21 protein-coding genes are annotated in these 19,634 nt (G+C 53.9%); 10 read left to right on the forward strand and 11 right to left on the reverse strand.

Annotated features, from left to right (window positions below):
- Nucleotide 1: 1 nt before the first annotated feature.
- A complete protein-coding gene (locus AC4IBF_RS20225; protein WP_111964200.1) occupies nucleotides 2-1,567 on the reverse strand; it encodes an EAL domain-containing protein in 1,566 nt (521 codons plus the stop codon).
- 644 nt (nucleotides 1,568-2,211) lie between these two features.
- Here AC4IBF_RS20225 and AC4IBF_RS20230 point away from each other — a divergent pair.
- Entirely contained in the window at nucleotides 2,212-2,493 is a 282-nt protein-coding gene (locus tag AC4IBF_RS20230; RefSeq protein WP_136196011.1) for a YjcB family protein, read from the forward strand.
- 62 nt (nucleotides 2,494-2,555) lie between these two features.
- On the opposite strand, the gene ssb1 is transcribed toward AC4IBF_RS20230, so the two are convergent.
- Nucleotides 2,556-3,086 carry a single-stranded DNA-binding protein SSB1 gene (gene ssb1 / locus AC4IBF_RS20235; protein ID WP_023310055.1) on the reverse strand — a complete coding sequence of 177 codons (531 nt, stop codon included), beginning with the start codon at nucleotides 3,084-3,086 and terminating at the stop codon, nucleotides 2,556-2,558.
- Nucleotides 3,087-3,336: 250 nt separating this feature from the next.
- Here ssb1 and uvrA point away from each other — a divergent pair, with 250 nt between their 5' ends.
- Complete coding sequence (gene uvrA / locus AC4IBF_RS20240; protein ID WP_491463067.1) at nucleotides 3,337-6,159, forward strand: excinuclease ABC subunit UvrA; 2,823 nt, start codon at nucleotides 3,337-3,339, stop codon at nucleotides 6,157-6,159.
- Nucleotides 6,160-6,162: 3 nt separating this feature from the next.
- Here uvrA and AC4IBF_RS20245 read toward each other — a convergent pair whose 3' ends face one another.
- From AC4IBF_RS20245 to tyrB, 4 genes are all read right to left on the reverse strand, one after another.
- Nucleotides 6,163-6,516: an MmcQ/YjbR family DNA-binding protein gene (locus tag AC4IBF_RS20245; protein ID WP_111964201.1), complete on the reverse strand. Its 354-nt coding sequence runs from the start codon at nucleotides 6,514-6,516 to the stop codon at nucleotides 6,163-6,165.
- Nucleotides 6,517-6,518: 2 nt separating this feature from the next.
- Nucleotides 6,519-6,935 (reverse strand): secondary thiamine-phosphate synthase enzyme YjbQ, encoded by a 417-nt coding sequence (locus tag AC4IBF_RS20250; RefSeq protein WP_111964202.1) that lies wholly within the window; start codon nucleotides 6,933-6,935, stop codon nucleotides 6,519-6,521.
- Nucleotides 6,936-7,048: 113 nt separating this feature from the next.
- Nucleotides 7,049-7,762 carry an acid phosphatase AphA gene (gene aphA, locus AC4IBF_RS20255; protein ID WP_133293590.1) on the reverse strand — a complete coding sequence of 238 codons (714 nt, stop codon included), beginning with the start codon at nucleotides 7,760-7,762 and terminating at the stop codon, nucleotides 7,049-7,051.
- A gap of 216 nt (nucleotides 7,763-7,978) precedes the next feature.
- Nucleotides 7,979-9,172, reverse strand: a complete 1,194-nt coding sequence (tyrB, locus tag AC4IBF_RS20260) for an aromatic amino acid transaminase (RefSeq protein ID WP_491463068.1) — start codon at nucleotides 9,170-9,172, stop codon at nucleotides 7,979-7,981.
- Nucleotides 9,173-9,378: 206 nt separating this feature from the next.
- Here tyrB and AC4IBF_RS20265 point away from each other — a divergent pair, with 206 nt between their 5' ends.
- The 6 genes from AC4IBF_RS20265 (at nucleotide 9,379) to AC4IBF_RS20290 (ending at nucleotide 12,327) form a co-directional block, all read left to right on the forward strand.
- On the forward strand, nucleotides 9,379-9,936 hold the full coding sequence (locus AC4IBF_RS20265; protein WP_045335167.1) for a DUF2589 domain-containing protein: 558 nt from the start codon (nucleotides 9,379-9,381) through the stop codon (nucleotides 9,934-9,936).
- Between the two features lie 75 nt (nucleotides 9,937-10,011).
- Nucleotides 10,012-10,614, forward strand: a complete 603-nt coding sequence (locus tag AC4IBF_RS20270; RefSeq protein ID WP_491463069.1) for a DUF2589 domain-containing protein — start codon at nucleotides 10,012-10,014, stop codon at nucleotides 10,612-10,614.
- Complete coding sequence (locus AC4IBF_RS20275; protein ID WP_213802735.1) at nucleotides 10,614-11,063, forward strand: lysozyme; 450 nt, start codon at nucleotides 10,614-10,616, stop codon at nucleotides 11,061-11,063. Before AC4IBF_RS20270 ends, AC4IBF_RS20275 begins: the two co-directional genes overlap by 1 nt.
- Nucleotides 11,064-11,080: 17 nt before the next feature.
- Entirely contained in the window at nucleotides 11,081-11,563 is a 483-nt protein-coding gene (locus tag AC4IBF_RS20280) for a ribonuclease domain-containing protein (RefSeq protein ID WP_115876917.1), read from the forward strand.
- Nucleotides 11,564-11,628: 65 nt separating this feature from the next.
- Nucleotides 11,629-12,036, forward strand: coding sequence for a hypothetical protein (locus AC4IBF_RS20285; protein ID WP_115876918.1), 408 nt, complete (start codon nucleotides 11,629-11,631; stop codon nucleotides 12,034-12,036).
- Nucleotides 12,037-12,327, forward strand: coding sequence for a hypothetical protein (locus tag AC4IBF_RS20290; protein ID WP_111967849.1), 291 nt, complete (start codon nucleotides 12,037-12,039; stop codon nucleotides 12,325-12,327).
- Between the two features lie 80 nt (nucleotides 12,328-12,407).
- Here AC4IBF_RS20290 and AC4IBF_RS20295 read toward each other — a convergent pair whose 3' ends face one another.
- Entirely contained in the window at nucleotides 12,408-13,001 is a 594-nt protein-coding gene (locus AC4IBF_RS20295) for a response regulator transcription factor (protein WP_491463070.1), read from the reverse strand.
- A 304-nt stretch (nucleotides 13,002-13,305) separates the two neighbouring features.
- Between AC4IBF_RS20295 and AC4IBF_RS20300 the strand changes: the two genes are divergently transcribed.
- Nucleotides 13,306-14,448 (forward strand): ENY2 family protein, encoded by a 1,143-nt coding sequence (locus AC4IBF_RS20300; RefSeq protein WP_254208642.1) that lies wholly within the window; start codon nucleotides 13,306-13,308, stop codon nucleotides 14,446-14,448.
- 51 nt (nucleotides 14,449-14,499) lie between these two features.
- Here AC4IBF_RS20300 and alr read toward each other — a convergent pair whose 3' ends face one another.
- Together alr and dnaB are read right to left on the reverse strand one after the other, a co-directional pair.
- On the reverse strand, nucleotides 14,500-15,579 hold the full coding sequence (alr, locus tag AC4IBF_RS20305; protein WP_491463071.1) for an alanine racemase: 1,080 nt from the start codon (nucleotides 15,577-15,579) through the stop codon (nucleotides 14,500-14,502).
- 16 nt (nucleotides 15,580-15,595) lie between these two features.
- Nucleotides 15,596-17,008, reverse strand: coding sequence for a replicative DNA helicase (gene dnaB, locus AC4IBF_RS20310; RefSeq protein ID WP_023310046.1), 1,413 nt, complete (start codon nucleotides 17,006-17,008; stop codon nucleotides 15,596-15,598).
- A 66-nt stretch (nucleotides 17,009-17,074) separates the two neighbouring features.
- Between dnaB and AC4IBF_RS20315 the strand changes: the two genes are divergently transcribed.
- A complete protein-coding gene (locus tag AC4IBF_RS20315; RefSeq protein ID WP_133293585.1) occupies nucleotides 17,075-18,058 on the forward strand; it encodes a quinone oxidoreductase in 984 nt (327 codons plus the stop codon).
- Nucleotides 18,059-18,242: 184 nt separating this feature from the next.
- On the opposite strand, the gene pspG is transcribed toward AC4IBF_RS20315, so the two are convergent.
- Together pspG and dusA are read right to left on the reverse strand one after the other, a co-directional pair.
- Nucleotides 18,243-18,485: an envelope stress response protein PspG gene (gene pspG / locus AC4IBF_RS20320; RefSeq protein WP_111964222.1), complete on the reverse strand. Its 243-nt coding sequence runs from the start codon at nucleotides 18,483-18,485 to the stop codon at nucleotides 18,243-18,245.
- Between the two features lie 136 nt (nucleotides 18,486-18,621).
- Nucleotides 18,622-19,617, reverse strand: a complete 996-nt coding sequence (dusA, locus tag AC4IBF_RS20325; RefSeq protein ID WP_133293584.1) for a tRNA dihydrouridine(20/20a) synthase DusA — start codon at nucleotides 19,615-19,617, stop codon at nucleotides 18,622-18,624.
- Nucleotides 19,618-19,634 lie beyond the last annotated feature (17 nt).

Raw genomic sequence — 19,634 nt, forward strand, 5'->3', positions numbered from 1 at the left:
CTCAGTGCAAAGGCTGCTGCTGCCAGGTCATAAATTCCTGGGGCGGCATCGCTTTCGCGAAGTGCCATCCCTGACAAAACTGGACGCCGCGCTTCAACAGCCAGCTCACCTGCTCTGCCGTCTCTACCCCTTCCGCAATGGTTTTCAGGCGCAGGCTCTGCGCCATCTCGATAATATGCTCGGCGATCAGGTGGCTGGTACTGTTGGTCGTTAAGGTATCGATAAACGATTTATCGATCTTCAGGATATCCACGTTCAGCGAGTAGAGGTTGTGCAGGTTCGAGTAGCCGGTACCGAAGTCATCGATCGCGACTTCATAACCCGCCTGACGGAAAGCCTGAATCACCGGCGTGGTTTTTGGCACATCGATAAAACCACGTTCCGTCACTTCAATTTTGATTTGCTGCGCGCGGACGGCGTAGTGGCGAGCCTTGTCGGAAATCATGGCGATCAGCCGCGAGGAGTGGAAATCCGTGGCCGACAGGTTAATCGAAATATAGAGATGCGGATGCTCCGCCAGGAAATGGCCCAGATCGTTGAACACCTCCTCAACGACATAGTCCGTAATCCGCTCGCTCATTCCCTCATTTTCCGCCAGCGGAATAAACTCAGCCGGGCTCATCACCTGCCCGTTAAAACCCGGCCAGCGTAACAACGCTTCCGCACCCACACACTGGTTGTTCTTGATATCAATAATCGGCTGATAGTGGACGCAAAGCTGTCGCTTGTTCAGCGCCCGGTGCAGTAAGCGCCCCGGCGAATTAAGCTCACGATGGGTACGGGACCATACCAGCAAAATAATAATGCTGCAGATCATGCCCAGCGGTAGCGTCAACGTCGCCTGGTGATAAAGCGTTTCATAAAAGCGTTTATTCGATGTCGACACAATGGCCGCAATAGGTCTTTTGGGGGACGTTACGATCGTATAAAAGCGGTTATCTTTTTGAAATACCGATTCCTTATCTCGAATCATCGAATTTAATAAAGAAACATTGGCTTTCTGGCTAACCGAAAAGAAAGCATTGGTTACCGTGTCGTACACACCCCACGAGAGAGAATGATCCGCTGACATGACTTCGCTGTATGAAAGCGGATTGACGACCACCACATAATTTCCGCGCTGCATATATGTCATTTTATAGCCAGTATAAAATGGGGTATCGCGATAATAATAGATAGCGACGTCAGGTTTACGCGTGTAATTAGCGACAGGAATGGCGTAGGGATGATCCGGTGTAAAAACGGTCGAACAAAGAAAATTCTGACCTTCAGCGTAAATTAAATCGGCGACAAACAGGCGGCCACGAACAACGTTCAGCATATATTGACGGTGTCCCGGCGTGCAAAGCTCACCCTGATATTTTTCAGCCTCGTCCCGGGCCAGCTCAACCTGTTGAATAACCAGCTCTGTTTTGTCTAAAGCCAGTTCAGCAAATGTGCGTAGCTGTGCGCTTGTTTCAGACACGGCGCGTAGCTGGGCAAACCATAGGGCAAGCATCACCGGCAGCATAACTACCATGATGATCCCTACCACCCTGAGCATTTTGCGCCGCGCGCTACGATTCATTTCCCGCCCTATATCCCTGCATGTTGTACGCCTGTAGTAATGAAGGCCGGATGCTTTGTTAAACAGGTGATTACGTTGCATGAATCATGCAAAGTTAGCAACTGACTTTTAGTATTAAAAATCTTAAATTTCGTTATGACGATAATATTTTCCCGTAAGTTAAACTGTAAGTATTCGTTCCGTTTCAATTAAGGGAAATAATTATCCAGCCCGCCGGGGCCGACAGAAAGATAACACAACAGACGATCGTTGATTAAGCCAAACGTCTAACAGCATGAAAAAAGTACAACATCGTCATGACGTTTTATGCTATTTGCTCCAGGTACTGTGTTTGTTGATTTATAAATAATCGGTCTTTACCACACTATTTTCAGTAATGGCGGAGAATAACGCCCCTGTTATAAAAACCGAATTTGCGGTATCCCCACTTGCCCGACGGGCGTTTCCGGCACGTTGTGGGTTCATCTCCTCATGCGCCGAGGCTGGTCCTGCCTACAGAATCGCTTTTCCTGGGGAATAAAATCCTCTTTTTTGATCGCACAGGCACTGGCGAATAAATCATCAATTGTGATATAGTTCACACATATTTTGTAACGAGAAACACTGTTTCATGCAGTTCGTCTGATTTGTAGAGGATGGGTTTTATGGCAACCATTACTACCAGCATGGTTCTCATGCGCTGGCCTTTGTTAAGTGCGGTACTGATGTTTTTAGCCAGCACGCTGAACATTCAGTTTCGTAAATCTGACTATGCGGGTCTTGCTGTCATCAGCACCCTGCTGGGGCTGGGTGCGGCCTGCTGGTTTGCAACGGGTCTGCTTGGTATCACCCTGTTGGATATCGCTGCCGTCTGGGAAAACATTAAAGTGGTGATGGTTGAGGCGATGAGCCACACGCCGCCAGACTGGCCGATGGTGATTACCTGATCCCTTACGGAATAAAAAAACCCAGACGATGGTCTGGGTTTTTTGTTTTTAGCACGCGGAAATCAGAACGGAATGTCGTCGTCGAAATCCATTGGCGGTTCGTTAGACGGCGCCGGAGCAGACTGCTGCTGCGGACGAGACTGTGCGCCGCCGCTGAACTGGTTGCCACCCTGCGGCTGCTGAGGCTGACCCCAACCGCCCTGCTGCTGGCTCTGACCGCCACCTGCAGGTGCGCCACCGCCCTGACGGCCACCCAGCATCTGCATGGTGCCGCCCACGTTGACCACTACTTCAGTCGTGTACTTCTCAGCACCGGACTGATCGGTCCATTTGCGGGTACGCAGCTGGCCTTCGATATAGACCTGAGAACCTTTACGCAGATATTCTCCGGCCACTTCGGCCAGTTTGCCAAACAGCACAACACGGTGCCATTCGGTCTGCTCTTTCATCTCACCGGTCGCTTTATCACGCCAGGATTCGGAAGTAGCCAGCGTAATGTTGGCAACTGCGCCACCACTCGGCATGTAGCGTACTTCCGGGTCCTGGCCCAGATTACCGACGAGAATCACCTTGTTTACGCCTCTGCTGGCCATGTTCGTGTCTCCTGAATACGTTTCTTAATAGTGTAAACGCGCGAGTGTACCATTTCCATGCTGCACTTTGATAGTTGCGTAGCACGTTCCAGAGTTCTCCCGCAACTCAACATTGTTACACAGCGAATCAGAAAATGCATTCCAATACTGTATATTCAAACAGGTCAAATTGTGTCATAATTAGCCGTTTCTGACAGCCGTTTGTCCTTCAAACAAACCAGGCAATCCGTGTTCCAACCGGGAAAGGTGAATGGATAAGATCGAAGTTCGGGGCGCCCGCACCCACAATCTCAAGAATATCAACCTGATAATCCCTCGCGACAAACTCATTGTCGTGACCGGGCTTTCGGGGTCTGGCAAATCCTCACTGGCTTTCGACACTCTGTATGCCGAAGGACAGCGTCGTTACGTTGAATCGCTCTCGGCGTACGCTCGTCAGTTCCTGTCGCTGATGGAAAAACCGGATGTCGACCATATTGAAGGGTTGTCACCTGCTATCTCTATTGAGCAGAAGTCCACGTCGCATAACCCGCGCTCAACGGTCGGTACCATTACCGAAATTCATGACTACCTGCGTCTGCTGTATGCCCGCGTGGGCGAGCCGCGCTGCCCGGACCACGACGTCCCGCTGGCGGCGCAAACCGTGAGCCAGATGGTCGATAACGTGCTGTCGCAGCCGGAAGGCAAACGCCTGATGCTCCTTGCGCCAATCATCAAAGAGCGTAAGGGCGAACACACCAAAACGCTGGAAAATCTGGCAAGCCAGGGCTATATCCGCGCCCGTATCGACGGCGAAGTGTGTGACCTGTCCGATCCACCACAGCTGGAGCTGCAGAAGAAGCACACCATCGAAGTGGTGATTGACCGCTTTAAGGTGCGCGACGATCTCGCCACGCGCCTGGCGGAATCCTTTGAAACGGCGCTGGAACTCTCTGGCGGTACGGCCGTGGTCTCCGACATGGACGATCCAGAAGCGGAAGAGCTGCTCTTCTCCGCCAACTTTGCCTGCCCGATTTGCGGCTACAGCATGCGCGAGCTGGAACCGCGCCTGTTCTCCTTTAACAACCCGGCGGGCGCGTGCCCGACGTGTGACGGCCTGGGCGTGCAGCAGTATTTCGATCCGGATCGCGTGATCCAGAACCCGGAGCTGTCGCTGGCGGGCGGGGCCATTCGCGGCTGGGACAAGCGTAACTTCTACTACTTCCAGATGCTGAAATCGCTGGCAGAACACTACAAGTTCGACGTTGAAGCGCCGTGGGCCAGCCTGAGCCCGAACGTGCACAAAGTGATCCTGTTCGGTTCCGGTAAAGAGCACATCGAGTTCAAATACATGAACGATCGCGGCGATACCTCCGTGCGTCGCCACCCGTTCGAAGGGGTGCTGCACAACATGGAGCGCCGCTACAAAGAGACTGAATCCAGCGCGGTGCGCGAGGAGCTGGCGAAGTTCATCAGCAACCGCTCCTGTGCCACCTGTGAAGGAACGCGCCTGCGCCGCGAAGCGCGCCACGTGTTTGTGGAAAACACGGCGCTGCCGACCATCTCAGACATGAGCATCGGCCACGCGATGGACTTCTTCAATAACCTGAAGCTCTCCGGCCAGCGCGCGAAAATAGCCGAAAAAGTGCTGAAAGAGATTGGCGATCGCCTGAAATTCCTGGTGAACGTCGGCCTGAACTACCTGACGTTATCCCGCTCGGCAGAAACGCTCTCCGGCGGTGAAGCGCAGCGTATACGTCTGGCGAGCCAGATTGGCGCGGGTCTGGTAGGCGTGATGTACGTACTGGATGAGCCGTCCATCGGCTTGCACCAGCGCGACAACGAGCGTCTGCTCGGCACGCTGGTCCACCTGCGCAATCTCGGCAACACGGTAATCGTGGTCGAGCACGATGAAGATGCGATCCGCGCGGCTGATCACGTGATCGATATTGGTCCGGGCGCAGGCGTACACGGCGGGCAGGTGGTTGCAGAAGGGACGCTGAAGGACATCATGGCGGTGCCCGAATCGCTGACCGGCCAGTACATGAGCGGCAAGCGTAAGATTGAGGTGCCAAAACAGCGCGTAGCGGCAGATCCAGAAAAAGTGCTGAAGCTGACCGGCGCGCGCGGCAACAACCTCAAAGACGTCACCCTGACGCTGCCTGTTGGCCTGTTTACCTGTATCACCGGCGTATCCGGTTCCGGTAAATCGACGCTGATCAACGATACGCTGTTCCCGATTGCGCAGACGGCGCTGAACGGCGCGACGCTGGCCGAGCCGGCGCCGTACCGTGACATCCAGGGGCTGGAGCATTTCGATAAAGTTATCGACATTGACCAGAGCCCGATTGGCCGTACCCCGCGCTCTAACCCGGCAACCTATACCGGCGTCTTCACGCCCGTACGTGAACTGTTTGCCGGTGTGCCGGAAGCACGCTCCCGCGGCTATACGCCAGGACGTTTCAGCTTTAACGTACGCGGTGGCCGCTGCGAAGCGTGCCAGGGCGACGGTGTGATCAAGGTTGAGATGCACTTCCTGCCGGATATCTACGTCCCGTGCGACCAGTGCAAAGGCAAGCGCTATAACCGAGAAACGCTGGAGATTAAGTACAAAGGCAAGACCATCCACGAAGTGCTGGACATGACCATCGAAGAGGCGCGCGAATTCTTTGATGCCGTTCCTGCGCTGGCGCGTAAGCTGCAGACGCTGATGGACGTGGGCCTGACCTACATTCGTCTGGGGCAATCAGCAACCACGCTGTCCGGCGGCGAAGCGCAGCGCGTGAAGCTGGCGCGCGAGCTGTCAAAACGCGGCACCGGTCAGACGCTCTACATTCTGGACGAGCCGACCACCGGCCTGCACTTTGCCGATATCCAGCAGCTGCTCGACGTGCTGCATCAGCTGCGCGATCAGGGCAACACTATCGTGGTCATCGAACATAACCTGGACGTGATTAAAACCGCGGACTGGATTGTCGATCTCGGCCCGGAAGGCGGCAGCGGCGGCGGTGAAATCCTCGTCTCCGGTACGCCAGAGACGGTTGCAGAGTGCGAAGCCTCGCACACCGCGCGCTTCCTTAAACCGTTGCTGTAATTGTCACACGGAGAGCTGCTGTCGGGTCGTTTCCGGCAGCAGCTCAACCGCCTGCTGATAGGATGCGTCCACCAGGTAGTAAATTTGCGAGCCTGGAATCGATCCATCCAGATAGACGGTGCTCCAGTGCGCCTTATTGAGGTGCTTGCTCGGCCTCACGTCATCATGCTGTTGACGTAGCAAATCCGCCAGTTCAGGGCTGGTTTTCAGCGACGCCGCCGGACGGCCTTCCACCTCTTTCACCATCGCAAACAGCACATCCCCCACCTTAACCTGCGTGGCTTTCCAGTCGCTATGGACGCTCTGCTCCGCGCCGGGCTTGCTCATGCAGTACTGAAGTATCTCCGAAATTGTCATCTTTATTCCCCTTGTAGCGTGGCGATAATTTTACGCGAACCACCGTGAATGCGATGCTCTCCCAGCCAGATCCCCTGCCACGTTCCCAACAGCAGCCGCCCGTTGTGAACCGGCAGCATAAGCGATACGCCCAACAGGGAGGATTTAATATGCGAAGGCATATCGTCTGCCCCCTCATAGTCATGCTCATAAGGAGCGTTGTCCGGGACGCTCTTCAGAAAATGGTGCTCCATGTCTGACCGGACGGTGGGATCGCAATTTTCATTAAGCGTGAGAGAGGCAGACGTGTGCTGAAGGAGCAGATGCAGCAAACCCGTTTTGACCCGCGGCAGGTCGCGGATTTGCCCGATGACTTCGTCCGTCACCAGATGAAATCCGCGTGGTTTAGCGCTTAAGGTCAGGGTCTGTTGATACCACATGTGCTGCTCCGTAATGAAAGATGAATCTTTCTAAGTGTGCAGCAAGAAGGCGAAAGGTAAAACCCGCAGCGACGAGATTTGTTTAAAAAAGAGTCAAACTCGTCGCCTGCGGTTTAATACTCAGAGTTCACAATGACCTCTTCGCCAAACTTTCCGGCCATCGGCAGCGGTCGATAGGTCGAGTTAGAGGCACGCAATACCCTGATCCCTCTGGCACCCACGTCATGCGCGGCAGTGATGTCGTTATCCGAATCGCCGTAGAATACTTTGATATTTTTCTTTTCCAGCCACTGGGTTTTGGTGTTTTGCCCTTCTTTGTCACCGGCAAAAATCACCGGATTCATGCTGGCTACCGGGATCTGAAAATCATCCTGCAGGGTTTTGGAGACGGTTTCCGTTTTGGTCTGACTGCGGCCGGTGACAAAGTAGATGCTGTCTCCGCGCTTCACGTGCATAGCAATAAGCGCACGGGCAACCTCTTTCGGGATGCTGAATTCGTCCCAGCCGTTATTCATTTTTTCCCAGAATTCCGGGTTCTTCAGATACGCTTCGCTGTCGGGCGAATACATTTTTTTGCCGCGCCAGAAGCCCGGGCTGGAGAAGAGAACGGTATCGTCAATGTCAAAACCCACGGCCATTGGCGCACGGCCCATCAGGCTGTTTTCGATTTGAGCCACGGAAACCCAGTGAATGGGCGCCTGCTCGGCAAGCATGGCTGCAGTGGTACCGGTGTAAAGCGGCGTCGGGGCAGAAGCTCGCGCGACGACGGCGCTATTAAGCGAGAACAATAAGCAGGCGGCGCTGAGCGCCAGTGTGATCTTGCGCATGTTTTCCCCTGAAAATTCAGTTTGTTATCGTTTTAATTTGAGCGGATGGTCAAAAAACTATCCGACCATAACCCCAGCGGGAGGTGAAGGGAAGGAGTTTTTGCTTATGAAGGGGAATAAAAAGAAGACGATCACAAAAGCCGGGCAACGTTTTTGTGCGGCCTGATGCCCTCACCCCGACCCTCTCCCACAGGGAGAGGGTGAGTTGGTAAGTACTTACATTACAGCAGCAAACGCCTGCACCACGCGATGAACGTTGCTGGCATTCAGGCCCGCCACGCACATACGGCCGCTGGCAATCAGGTAGACGCCGAACTCTTCGCGCAGACGATCGACCTGGGCCGCACTCAGTCCGGTATAGCTGAACATCCCGCGCTGCTTGAGCAGATAGTCGAAGTTATGTCCCGGCACGGCCTCTTTCAGGACGTTAACCAGTTCCTGACGCATCGACAGAATGCGCTTACGCATCGCCTCCACTTCGCCAAGCCAGGACGCTTTCAGCTGCTCGTCACCGAGAACCGTCGCCACCACCTGCGCACCAAAGTTTGGCGGGCTGGAGTAGATACGGCGTACCGTCGCTTTCAGCTGGCCGAGCACGCGGCTGGCTGCTTCGGCATCCTCACAGACTACTGACAGACCGCCAACGCGTTCACCGTACAGGGAGAAAATTTTAGAGAAGGAGTTACTTACCAGAGCAGGCAGCCCGGCGCTGGCTACGGCGCGGATGGCGTAAGCATCTTCTTCCATGCCCGCGCCAAAGCCCTGGTAGGCAATGTCGAGGAATGGGATCAGGTCACGGGCCTTCAGTACCTCAATCACCGTATCCCACTGGGCGTTAGTGAGATCTGCACCGGTCGGGTTATGGCAGCATGGGTGCAGCAGCACAATACTGCGCGCCGGCAGCGTGTTCAGTTTTTCCAGCAGCGCTTCAACGCGCACGCCGTTAGTTTTGCTGTCGAACCACGGATAGGTCTCGACCTTGAAGCCTGCGCCCTCGAAAATCGCAACGTGGTTTTCCCACGTCGGGTCACTGACCCACACGCCTGAATCCGGGAAGTATTTTTTCAGGAAGTCTGCACCCACTTTCAGCGCACCCGAGCCGCCCAGCGTCTGGATGGTCGCCACGCGTTTTTGCGCGAGCACCGCGTGATCGGCGCCGAACAGCAGCGGTGCAATGGTGTTGCGATAAGCGTTTAGCCCTTCCATTGGCAGATAAAGAGAAGCGCCGTGTGGAACAGCGTTCAGACGCGCTTCGGCTTCGGCAACGGCTTTTAATTGAGGAATAATGCCATCCTCGTTGTAATACAGACCGATGCTGAGGTTCACTTTGTCGCTGCGAGGATCTTCTTTGAAACGCTCCATTAAGGAGAGGATAGGGTCGCCGGCATAGGCGTCAACTTTCTGAAACACGCGATGGTTCTCCGGAATTCGATGAGGCAGGGATTTCAACAATAAACCGGAATATCACGCAACACCACCCCTTAGGATTATCCTGCGATCGGCATAGGTTTTTTGCGTCCTTTAGCCATGACATTTACCCAATATTTTCCCCTTCTCGCTTTCCGTAATGTGACTCCTGCGCAACCGCGCATTCACTGATTCAAGGAGTTCACATCATGGATTCACAATTTATTGGTTCAGTTATTAACGCCCTGCCGCTGGAGCATATGATCGGCGGTCCGCTGCAGGCGATGATCAAAGCACAGGTTCAGGCGAGCAAGTCCTATACCGACTTCCTGCTCTCTGTCTGCATTAAAGACGGCAAAGCCGTCGCGATCGAGTTCGACTACGACGAAACCGTGGTAGACGAACAAGGCGTGAACAAAGGCAGCGTGACCCGCAAGATGAGCATTCCGCTGCTGGCGGCGATCACGCACCCTATCATCTGTATCGAAGACGGCACCATCGACTTTGAGCTGGAAGTGAGCCAGAGCGAAGCCAGTTCCAGCAGTACCGAAGCGGAGGCCTCCGTGGAAGCGTCCGTCGGCTGGGGTGTCTTTAAAGCCAAAATGACCGGCAAAGTCTCCCATAAATCGGAGCAGACCCGTTCGACCGACACACGCGCGAAATACTCCATTCATACCCAGATCAAACGCCAGGAGCCACCAGAAGCTCTGCAGCGCGTAATTGACTACCTGACCAACGCCAAAACCAAGCCTGTCGCCGCGCAATAATCTTCCACGCCGCGACATACGTGCGATTCCGTAACGCAGGGGCTACCCGGGTAGCCCTTTTTCCAGGAGCGAAATATGTCTTTTAAAAAATGGCTGCGCGGCGGCAAGGATGAAGAGCCGGAAAACAGGATGGGCAAAGAGGATGAAGGCACGCCGCCTGTACAGGAAAACACGCCCCCTACGCCGCCAGCCGATATTCCCGGCGTGCCGATCTCGCTTGAAGATATTACGCGCGGGATGCAGTACGCGGCCACGGCGGCCAACGAACTGATTGCTCAGCAGTATATGAAAGCGCTGGATCCCTTTTTCGAACCTGCTGAGGACGGTTCGTTGGTTCCACGCACGGTACAGCTGGCACTGGATGAAAAGCACTGCTTTGACCTGCCCTTGGTCGCACTTTCAACGCCGCGCGGGCTGATGCTGGAGAAAATGAAGGTCAACCTGACGATCCGTACGGAAGGCATGCAGGCACCTTCCCGCCAGTCCGGTGAAAACGAATTTGGTCGCTTTCACGTCAGCCTTTCGCCTTCCAGCGATAACAAAGGCGGGCGTGACAGCCGCCACGTCGATGTGGAGATGCAGTTTACCGCGCTTGAGCCACCGGAAAGCGTTATGCGCTTGATTGACGAATACACCAACAAGGTGATTCCCCGTCCGAAAGCAGAGGAGACTCCGTAATGCACACACAACCAGAACGTACAGGTGACAAGGGTATTCAGCTGATTTGCCAGTTTGAAGGACTAAAGCTGGAGCGTTATCGCGATGCCGTAGGTTTATGGACCATCGGCTATGGCCATTTGATCCTCAAAGAGGAGATGGAAAAGCTCACTAAAATTACTACCGGCGAAGCCAAAGATCTGCTGCGCAAAGATCTAAAACGCACCGAGGACGGCGTGAAAAAGCTGCTGAACCAGCCAGCAACGCAGGCGCAATTCGACGCGCTGGTTTCCTTCGCCTTCAACCTCGGCGTTGGCAATTTGAAGAAATCAACGCTGCTCAAAAAATTCAACGCTGGCGATGTTCAGGGCGCCGCACTGCAGTTCAAAAGCTGGAATAAGGCAGGCGGGAAGGTATTGGCTGGTCTGACGCGTCGCCGCGAGGCGGAAATGAAGTTATTTCTCAGTTAACTCGACAGGAAAAACACATGAAATCATTATCCATAGTGCAAATGGCCGTTCTTTCTGCTTCCTTATTCGCCGTTTTACAGGCTACTGCCGCCATGCCAACCTGCGAAGATGAAATAAAGGAAGTTAACGCCTTTTTATCTTCTCAGGGTGTACCGCCCGTCAATAATGTGACCGAGCTGGCGACAACCCTTCGCCATATAAAAAATTTTGGCCGCCTGCCCGACCGCTATATCACGTCGGAAGAAGCCAAACGCCTCGGCTGGTCGGGGAGTGAAAGCGAGTCACTTTGGGGGTTGAAACTCACTCATCAAAAATGGATCGGAGGCGACAAATACAGCCATAGCGCTCTTCCTGCCGATCAGCCCTGGCTTAGCGCGGATGTGGATGTCGTAAAGGGCTATCGCTCTCCTGAACGTTTGATTTACAGCCTGTCAGGGCAACAGCGCTTTATCACTACCGATAAGTATCAGCATATTGTTGAGCTGGATCCCTGCCAATAATAAGCGCCCGTTACGATAATAAATCCCCTTTTTCGAGGGGGTTTATCCTTGCAGAGGATGAATGTATGTCTGACATCTATCTCCCGACCCTCATCAGCGAAGCCTTGCTGGCATTTTCAGGCTTATTTGGCGGCGTCAGTATTTCGTTTTTCTGGCAACCGCAGCGGCTGCATCAGCACAGCCGATTTATGGCAGGCATTATTTTTGGCGGAATCAGCATGGGTGCGGCCGTCGCATTAGGTGGCTTATCAGCCCGCTGGTTAAAGATAGACCTTAACCAGGCCGATATCACGCTTGGTTTAGGTTATATCCTCGGGGCAATGAGTAATGGTCTGATCGTCTGGCTGGCAAACTTTTTCCGCCGGCACGAACAGCGCGATATTTTTGATGTCGCCAGCGTCATCAAAAGCAAAGTCAGGCACGAGTCACTTTCTCCGCCTGATTTAACCCATAACAATCCCGATGGAGAGTAAATGCTTAACATAATGAATGGCTGGGTTCTTCCCTTTATTATCCTCGTCGACCTTGTCACCTCGCTGCTCATTTTGTTTGCAGCCTATAGTCGAAGAGTCCATGCTCTGCCGGTAATGTGTAAAGTCGGCTTAGCTGCCCTCGCCTTTGGCTTTTTTGGTGAGAGCAGTTTAAACATGAAATTTATCCTTACTGGGGCTGATATACTGAGTGACAGTTTTCCCTTCTGGCTATTGCAGGACTTTGGAACTCTGGTGGTCGTGATATACTATTTCAAATCTCAGTATCATTAAAAAAAGCGCGACAGTATTCTGCCTGTCGCGCTTTTCACTAAACATAGTTTGATACCAATCCTGCGTCTTACAAAAACGGCCTAATTGCCCATATATTTAAAATAGAGCATTGCAGCCTGTGTTCGATTGTTGACCTGCAATCGGTGAAAAATGGATTCCAGATGTACTTTGACCGTACCAGCACTGATATTCAGTTGTCTGCTGATCTGCTTATTTGTTCCTCCATTCGCCAGCAGCTTGAGCACTTCCTTCTGCCGACGACTCAGAGTATGAATCGGTAAACCGCCAGTGGGTTGTTCTCGCTGAATCACGGCCTGCTCCGGAAAGCAGACCACACCCGAGGAAACCATGCTAAGTATCTGGCTGATTTTCTCGGCGGGAAGATCCTTAGTAAAAATGCCCTTAATGCTTTGACGAATGTAGAAGTTGAATATCTTATCCGTCGTTTTTCGTAACATTACCACGATCGGTAGCTCAGGCCAGTTTGACATCAAATTTGTGATAAAATCACGGCATTTCATTTCACCATCCAGCAAAATAATGCTGACTGGCATAGAGGTTAAAATTGGGTGTGCATCTTCAAAGTTGTTCGCTGAAAAAACAGTGCATTCCGGCATTACGCGTTCCAGCTCTGTTTTCATACCGTGAATGAAGATCGGTAATTCATCGATCATTAATATGTTCATTGTAGCATAACCCCGTGTGAAATCTATTTTCTTAGATTATTCAACTAACTTATTCCGAAATTAAGTATGCGTGCTATTGCAGAACTGTAAAAACAGCATTCGGCATAAGGCAAATGTCATATGCCTAAGCACAAAGTTAAGCAGTGCTACACATTAAACATAGCCATATTTAATTAAGAACGAACTTATCGCTATCAAAAATACCCTGGGCTTAATAGCATATTTCTCGAAATATTGCCGACACGTATTATTTAACCGCACGCGTGCCATCCACCTACATATTAATATTTCAATGAGGTCATTTATGACAATACTAACAGTGTATTTCTGTGGTACTGGTTCTAATAAGTTTGATGAGTCTCATGCTAATTACTGGAACGGCGAGCTCATTTCTTCTCTGGCCGCCAATAACAAGGGTAAAGAGTTCGCCGAATGGGTCATTCTTGATGGCCCGGGAAGCGGTAATCTTCAAAGCGATGAACTTTGGGTCAAAAGCGGAGAATATTCTCAGCTTCGGGCCCAGCTTCTGGGCAGCGGCTGGAATGAGAATGTTAAGCACGCGATCAATATTATTAAAGGGCACGTTGACTGGCAGCGAGAAAAGCTCACAAAAGAGAACTATGAGCAGCTCAAAAAGGCGGGCGTGCCGATTCAGGACGTTGAGGTTACCGGATCGTTTTGGTGGCGCAAGTATGATTATGGTGACCGTAAAGTGACCCAGCAGGCGCTGCAGCAGCAAATTATTAAAACCTTCCGTCAGGGCCAGATTCTGCCCACTCAGGTGAACCTTGTGGGATGGAGCCGGGGCGGAATTAGCTGCCATATGCTTGCGAATGCGATGCTGGCCGATCCCCTTTTGACGACTATTCCGGTGAATATTTTTGCTGTCGATCCGGTTCCGGGAATGGGTAATTTCCAGCCGGAAAAAGTCACTCTGGGCAGCAACGTGAAGGAGTATGTGGCTTTCTATGCCCGACACGAGCGTTCAAAAGGTTTCTCGTGCGTCATTCCACAGACCGATAGCACGACAAAGGTACATATTTATCCTATGTCTGGTCGTCACGCTACGCTGGTGGGAAATGCGTCGGCTAATGGGAATAGCGGGGAAAAAGTGGTGCATGAACCGGGCACGATCGTGCGTCATTTTGCCGAAGTTTGCCTGCAAAGATGGGGGGTCACGCTGGATAAAAAGCTCAATCTTGATGGTGTGCAGCTGCTGGAATTGCATCAGGTCATTCAGCGTAACGCTCCGCTGTTCGCCGAAATGCAGAAAACGGTGTACACCATTTCGGAAAACGATGGGGGAGAACGCTATGTCTCACTGGGCAACACAGGAAAACGCTTCTCATCCATTCAGGGCGCGCGCTTCAGTCCAGAGTCAGGGCTGGCGTCAGATTATTTAACGAATCAGGCGATTTATAACGTGTTGAAATAAGCGTTACTTGTCCAACGGCAACGTATGCCGTTGGACTGTTACGTACACGTTTCAGTCGACGTACTTCATCGCCACCCGAGACGTCAGGCGGGTAATAAGTTCGTAAGCACTCACTTTAGTAATTTCAGCAATACGTTCAACGGGTAAACCTTCCCCCCACATCACCACATCGTCGCCGGGTTTATCCTGCGCTTCTGGCCCCAGATCGACGCAAATCATGTCCATCGCCACGCGACCAACGATCTTCACCTCGCGACCGTTGACGAGAACCGGCGTACCCGACGGCGCGGCACGGGGATAACCGTCGCCATAGCCCATCGCCACCACGCCAAGGCGGGTATCACGCTCGCTGGTCCAGGTACCGCCGTAGCCCACCGGCTCACCCGCTTTATGGTCACGCACGGCAATCAGGTTAGAGACCAGCGACATGACCGGCTGGAAGCCAAAATCCGGCCCCCAGGGCTTGTTCTCCAGCGGTGATACGCCGTAAAGAATGATGCCCGGTCGCGCCCAGTCGAAGTGCGACTGCGGCCACAGCAGGATCCCGCCGGAAGCTGCGATCGAGCGCATCCCCGGCTTGCCTTCGCAGAAGGTATTAAAGATATCCAGCTGCCGCTCGGTTGCACCGCACTCGGGCTCATCGGCACGGGCGAAGTGGCTGACAATATTCACCGGCTGGCGCACGTTTTTGCACCGGCATAGACGCTGGTAAAACGCTTCCGCGCTTTCCGGACGTACGCCCAGACGGTGCATGCCCGTGTCTAGCTTCATCCAGACGGTCACCGGCTCGCTCAGCTCGGCGGTTTCAAGTGCGGCCAGCTGTTCTTCATTGTGTACCGCCGTGTGCAGATGCTGGTCAGCAATGGTTGGCAGATCGCTGGCTTCGAAAAAACCTTCGAGGAGAAGAATCGGTTGGGTAATCCCCCCCGCGCGCAGGCGGAGGGCTTCTTCAAGACGGGCGACGCCAAAGGCATCGGCATCGGGGAGCGTTCGCGCGGTCTCAAGAAGACCGTGTCCGTAAGCGTTCGCTTTCACGACTGCAACGAGCTTGCTGACAGGCGCCAGTTGACGCAGACGTTGCAGGTTGTGTCGCAGAGCGCGGCGGTTAATAACAACAGTTGCCGCTTGCATTTGAATTCCTTAGAAATTACTCATCATCATATTGAGGACCGGCATAGTTGTCGAAACGCGACCACTGTCCGTTAAAGGTCAGACGCACCGTTCCGATTGGGCCGTTACGTTGTTTACCAATAATAATTTCGGCGATCCCTTTCAGGTCGCTGTTCTCGTGATAAACCTCATCACGGTAGATAAACATGATTAAGTCGGCATCCTGCTCGATGGAGCCGGATTCACGCAGGTCGGAGTTGACCGGGCGCTTGTCGGCGCGTTGTTCCAGGGAGCGGTTCAGCTGCGACAGCGCGACCACCGGCACGTGCAGCTCTTTGGCTAACGCCTTGAGCGAGCGGGAAATCTCCGCAATCTCCAGCGTACGGTTGTCTGAAAGCGACGGAACGCGCATCAGCTGAAGGTAGTCGATCATGATGAGGCCGATGCCGCCGTGTTCACGGGCGATACGGCGCGCGCGGGAGCGCACTTCCGTCGGCGTCAGGCCGGAAGAGTCATCGATATAGATGTTACGTTTTTCCAGCAGAATGCCCATGGTGCCGGAGATGCGCGCCCAGTCCTCATCGTCAAGCTGGCCGGTACGAATGCGGGTCTGATCCACACGCGACAGCGACGCCAGAGAACGCATCATAATCTGCTCGGAGGGCATCTCAAGACTGAAGATAAGCACCGGCTTATCCTGCAACATCGCCGCATTTTCGACGAGGTTCATCGCAAAAGTGGTTTTACCCATCGACGGACGCGCGGCGACGATAATCAAATCCGACGGCTGAAGGCCGGCGGTTTTCTTGTTCAAATCATCGTAGCCGGTATTCACTCCGGTGACGCCATCGTGCGGCTGCTGGAACAGCTGTTCGATACGGGCGACGGTGGCGTCGAGCACATCGGCGATATTTTTTGGGCCTTCGTCTTTGTTGGCGCGGCTTTCGGCGATTTTGAAGACGCGGGACTCGGCAAGGTCAAGCAGGTCTTCGCTGGTGCGACCCTGCGGATCAAAACCCGCTTCGGCGATCTCGTTCGCCACCGAAATCATCTCGCGGACGACGGCACGTTCGCGCACGATATCGGCATAAGCGCTGATGTTCGCCGCACTAGGCGTGTTTTTTGACAGTTCCGCCAGATAGGCAAACCCACCGCAGCTGTCGAGCTGACCAAGACGCTCCAGTGATTCCGCGAGCGTGATCAGGTCGATCGGGCTGCCCGACTCCTGCAGACGCGCCATTTCGGTAAAGATGTGGCGGTGCGGGCGGGTGTAGAAATCTTCCGCCACGACGCGTTCGGCGACGTCGTCCCAGCGCTCGTTATCCAGCATTAAACCGCCCAACACCGACTGTTCCGCTTCAATCGAGTGCGGCGGGACCTTTAACCCTGCGACCTGGAAATCACGCTCGCGAGGTTCAGTCTGTTTGTTGAAGGGTTTGTTTCCTGCCATAGTGAATGGAGTTACCGAGATAAAGAGTGGGTCGAAAGATTACCATATTTTTCTTACGGAGGGAGCATGGCAACGCGCATTGAATTCCAGAAACACGGTGGGCCAGACGTACTCAAAGCGGTGGAGTTCACCCCCACCGCGCCTGGCGAAAACGAAGTGCAGGTTGAAAACAAAGCCATAGGCATAAACTACATCGACACCTATATTCGCGGCGGGCTCTACCCGCCTCCGTCGATGCCGAGCGGACTGGGCACCGAGGCAGCCGGTGTCGTCGTCAAAGTGGGCAGCGCGGTTAAGCATATTAAAGAGGGCGACCGCGTGGTATATGCGCAGTCTGCGCTGGGCGCTTACAGCTCCGTCCACAACGTTCCGGCGGATAAAGCCGCCCTGCTGCCTAACGCTATCTCCTTCGAACAGGCGGCGGCCTCGTTCCTGAAAGGCTTAACCGTTTACTACCTGCTGCGTAAAACCTATGAAATTAAACCCGACGAGCAGTTCCTGTTTCATGCCGCGGCGGGCGGCGTCGGGCTCATCGCCTGTCAGTGGGCAAAAGCCCTGGGCGCAAAACTGATCGGCACCGTGGGCAATGCCCAAAAAGCGCAGCGCGCGCTGCAGGCGGGCGCCTGGCAGGTGATTAACTATCGTGAAGAGAGCATTGTCGAACGGCTGAAGGAGATCACCAGCGGCAAAAAGGTGCGCGTCGTGTATGACTCGGTTGGGAAAGACACCTGGGAAGCGTCGCTGGACTGTCTGCAGCGTCGTGGGCTGATGGTGAGCTTCGGCAATGCGTCAGGCGCTGTCACCGGCGTGAATCTCGGTATTCTGAATCAGAAAGGTTCGCTATACGTCACGCGCCCTTCCCTGCAGGGCTACATCACCAACCGGGAAGAACTTGAGGAAGCCAGCAACGAGCTGTTCTCGCTGATCGCCAGCGGTGTCATCAAAGTGGACGTGGCAGATGCGCAGAAATTCGCGCTGACCGATGCGCAGCGCGCGCATGAGGTGCTGGAGAGCCGGGCGACGCAGGGGTCGAGCCTGTTGATTCCCTGAGCCCCAAAAAGAAATTGGGCTTCCCGTGGGAAGCCCTTTCTTTTTTTAGTTCGGCTGTATGTAGGGTACAGCACGATGAATTCTTTAACGGCAGTCATAGTGACAGATTCGATAAGTAAATCCTATTCTGTTCTAAGCCATGCTGCCGGAAAAGTTACAACTATGTGACGAACCCCTCAATACCTTAGTAACGGAAGCGGTTATTGCGCTGATAACCGGGCACTTTTGGCGATTTAATCGACCGAATCACCCACACCACAGCAACGGCCAGCAGTAACCACGGCAGCAGTTTGATCGTCAGCGCAAACAGTCCGCCAATAAACATGACCACCGTCGCCACCACGATAGCCGCCAGAATGCCGAGCAACGAAACGCCTGTCGCTAACAGCATGACAAAAAAGCCAATCACAAAAAGTAGTTCCAGCATGGTGCTCTCCCACGAGTTCCCGAGTAATGCATTAAGCATTACAAGATCCATGCCAAAGCTAACGTTTTGTTCTTAAAGCAAAACGCCCCGCGAGAACTCGCAGGGCGTGGTGAATTTGACGAACTTTTAGCGAAAGTTATCGCTTGTCTGCCACCAGTCGCAGCGCATGTTCCAGCACCTCAATATCGGCTCCGGCTTTATGCGCATTCTCGCTCAGGTAGCGGCGCCACTGACGCGCGCCCGGTATACCCTGGAACAGACCCAGCATATGGCGGGTGATATGGCCGAGATACGTACCGTTGCTCAGCTCGCGCTCAATATAAGGATACATCGCCCGCACGACGGCAACCGGATCGGTGTCTGAACCTTCGATGCCAAAGATTTCGCGATCGACCGTCGCCAGAATGCCCGGGTTCTGATACGCCTCGCGGCCGACCATCACGCCATCCATATGCGCCAGATGCGCTTTGGCCTCTTCCAGCGACTTAATGCCGCCGTTGATCGACATCGTCAGGTGCGGGAAGTCACGCTTCAGTTGATACACGCGCGGGTAGTCCAGCGGCGGGATCTCACGGTTCTCTTTCGGGCTCAGGCCGGAGAGCCAGGCTTTTCGCGCGTGGATGATGAACATCTCGCATTCGCCCTTTCCGGAGACCGTATCGATGAAGTTGCACAGGAATTCGTAGCTGTCCTGGTCGTCAATCCCGATACGGGTTTTGACCGTCACCGGAATGGAAACGACGTCGCGCATCGCCTTGATACAGTCCGCTACCAGCTGCGCGTTCCCCATCAGGCAGGCACCGAACATACCGTTTTGCACACGGTCGGACGGGCAGCCAACGTTCAGGTTGATCTCGTCGTAGCCGCGCGCTTCCGCCAGCTTCGCACACTGCGCCAGCGCGGCCGGATCGCTGCCGCCCAGCTGCAGGGCAACCGGATGCTCTTCCTCACTGTAGGCCAGATAGTCGCCCTTCCCGTGAATAATTGCGCCCGTGGTCACCATTTCGGTGTACAGCAGCGTATGGCGGGAGAGCTGGCGCAGGAAATAGCGGCAGTGTCTGTCCGTCCAGTCGAGCATCGGCGCAATGGAGAAACGGTGTGCGGGGAAAGCGGTCTGTGATTCTGACGACATGGCGAAGTTTTAAGCAT

It is taken from the genome of Enterobacter sp. Taxon_8, assembly GCF_058354585.1.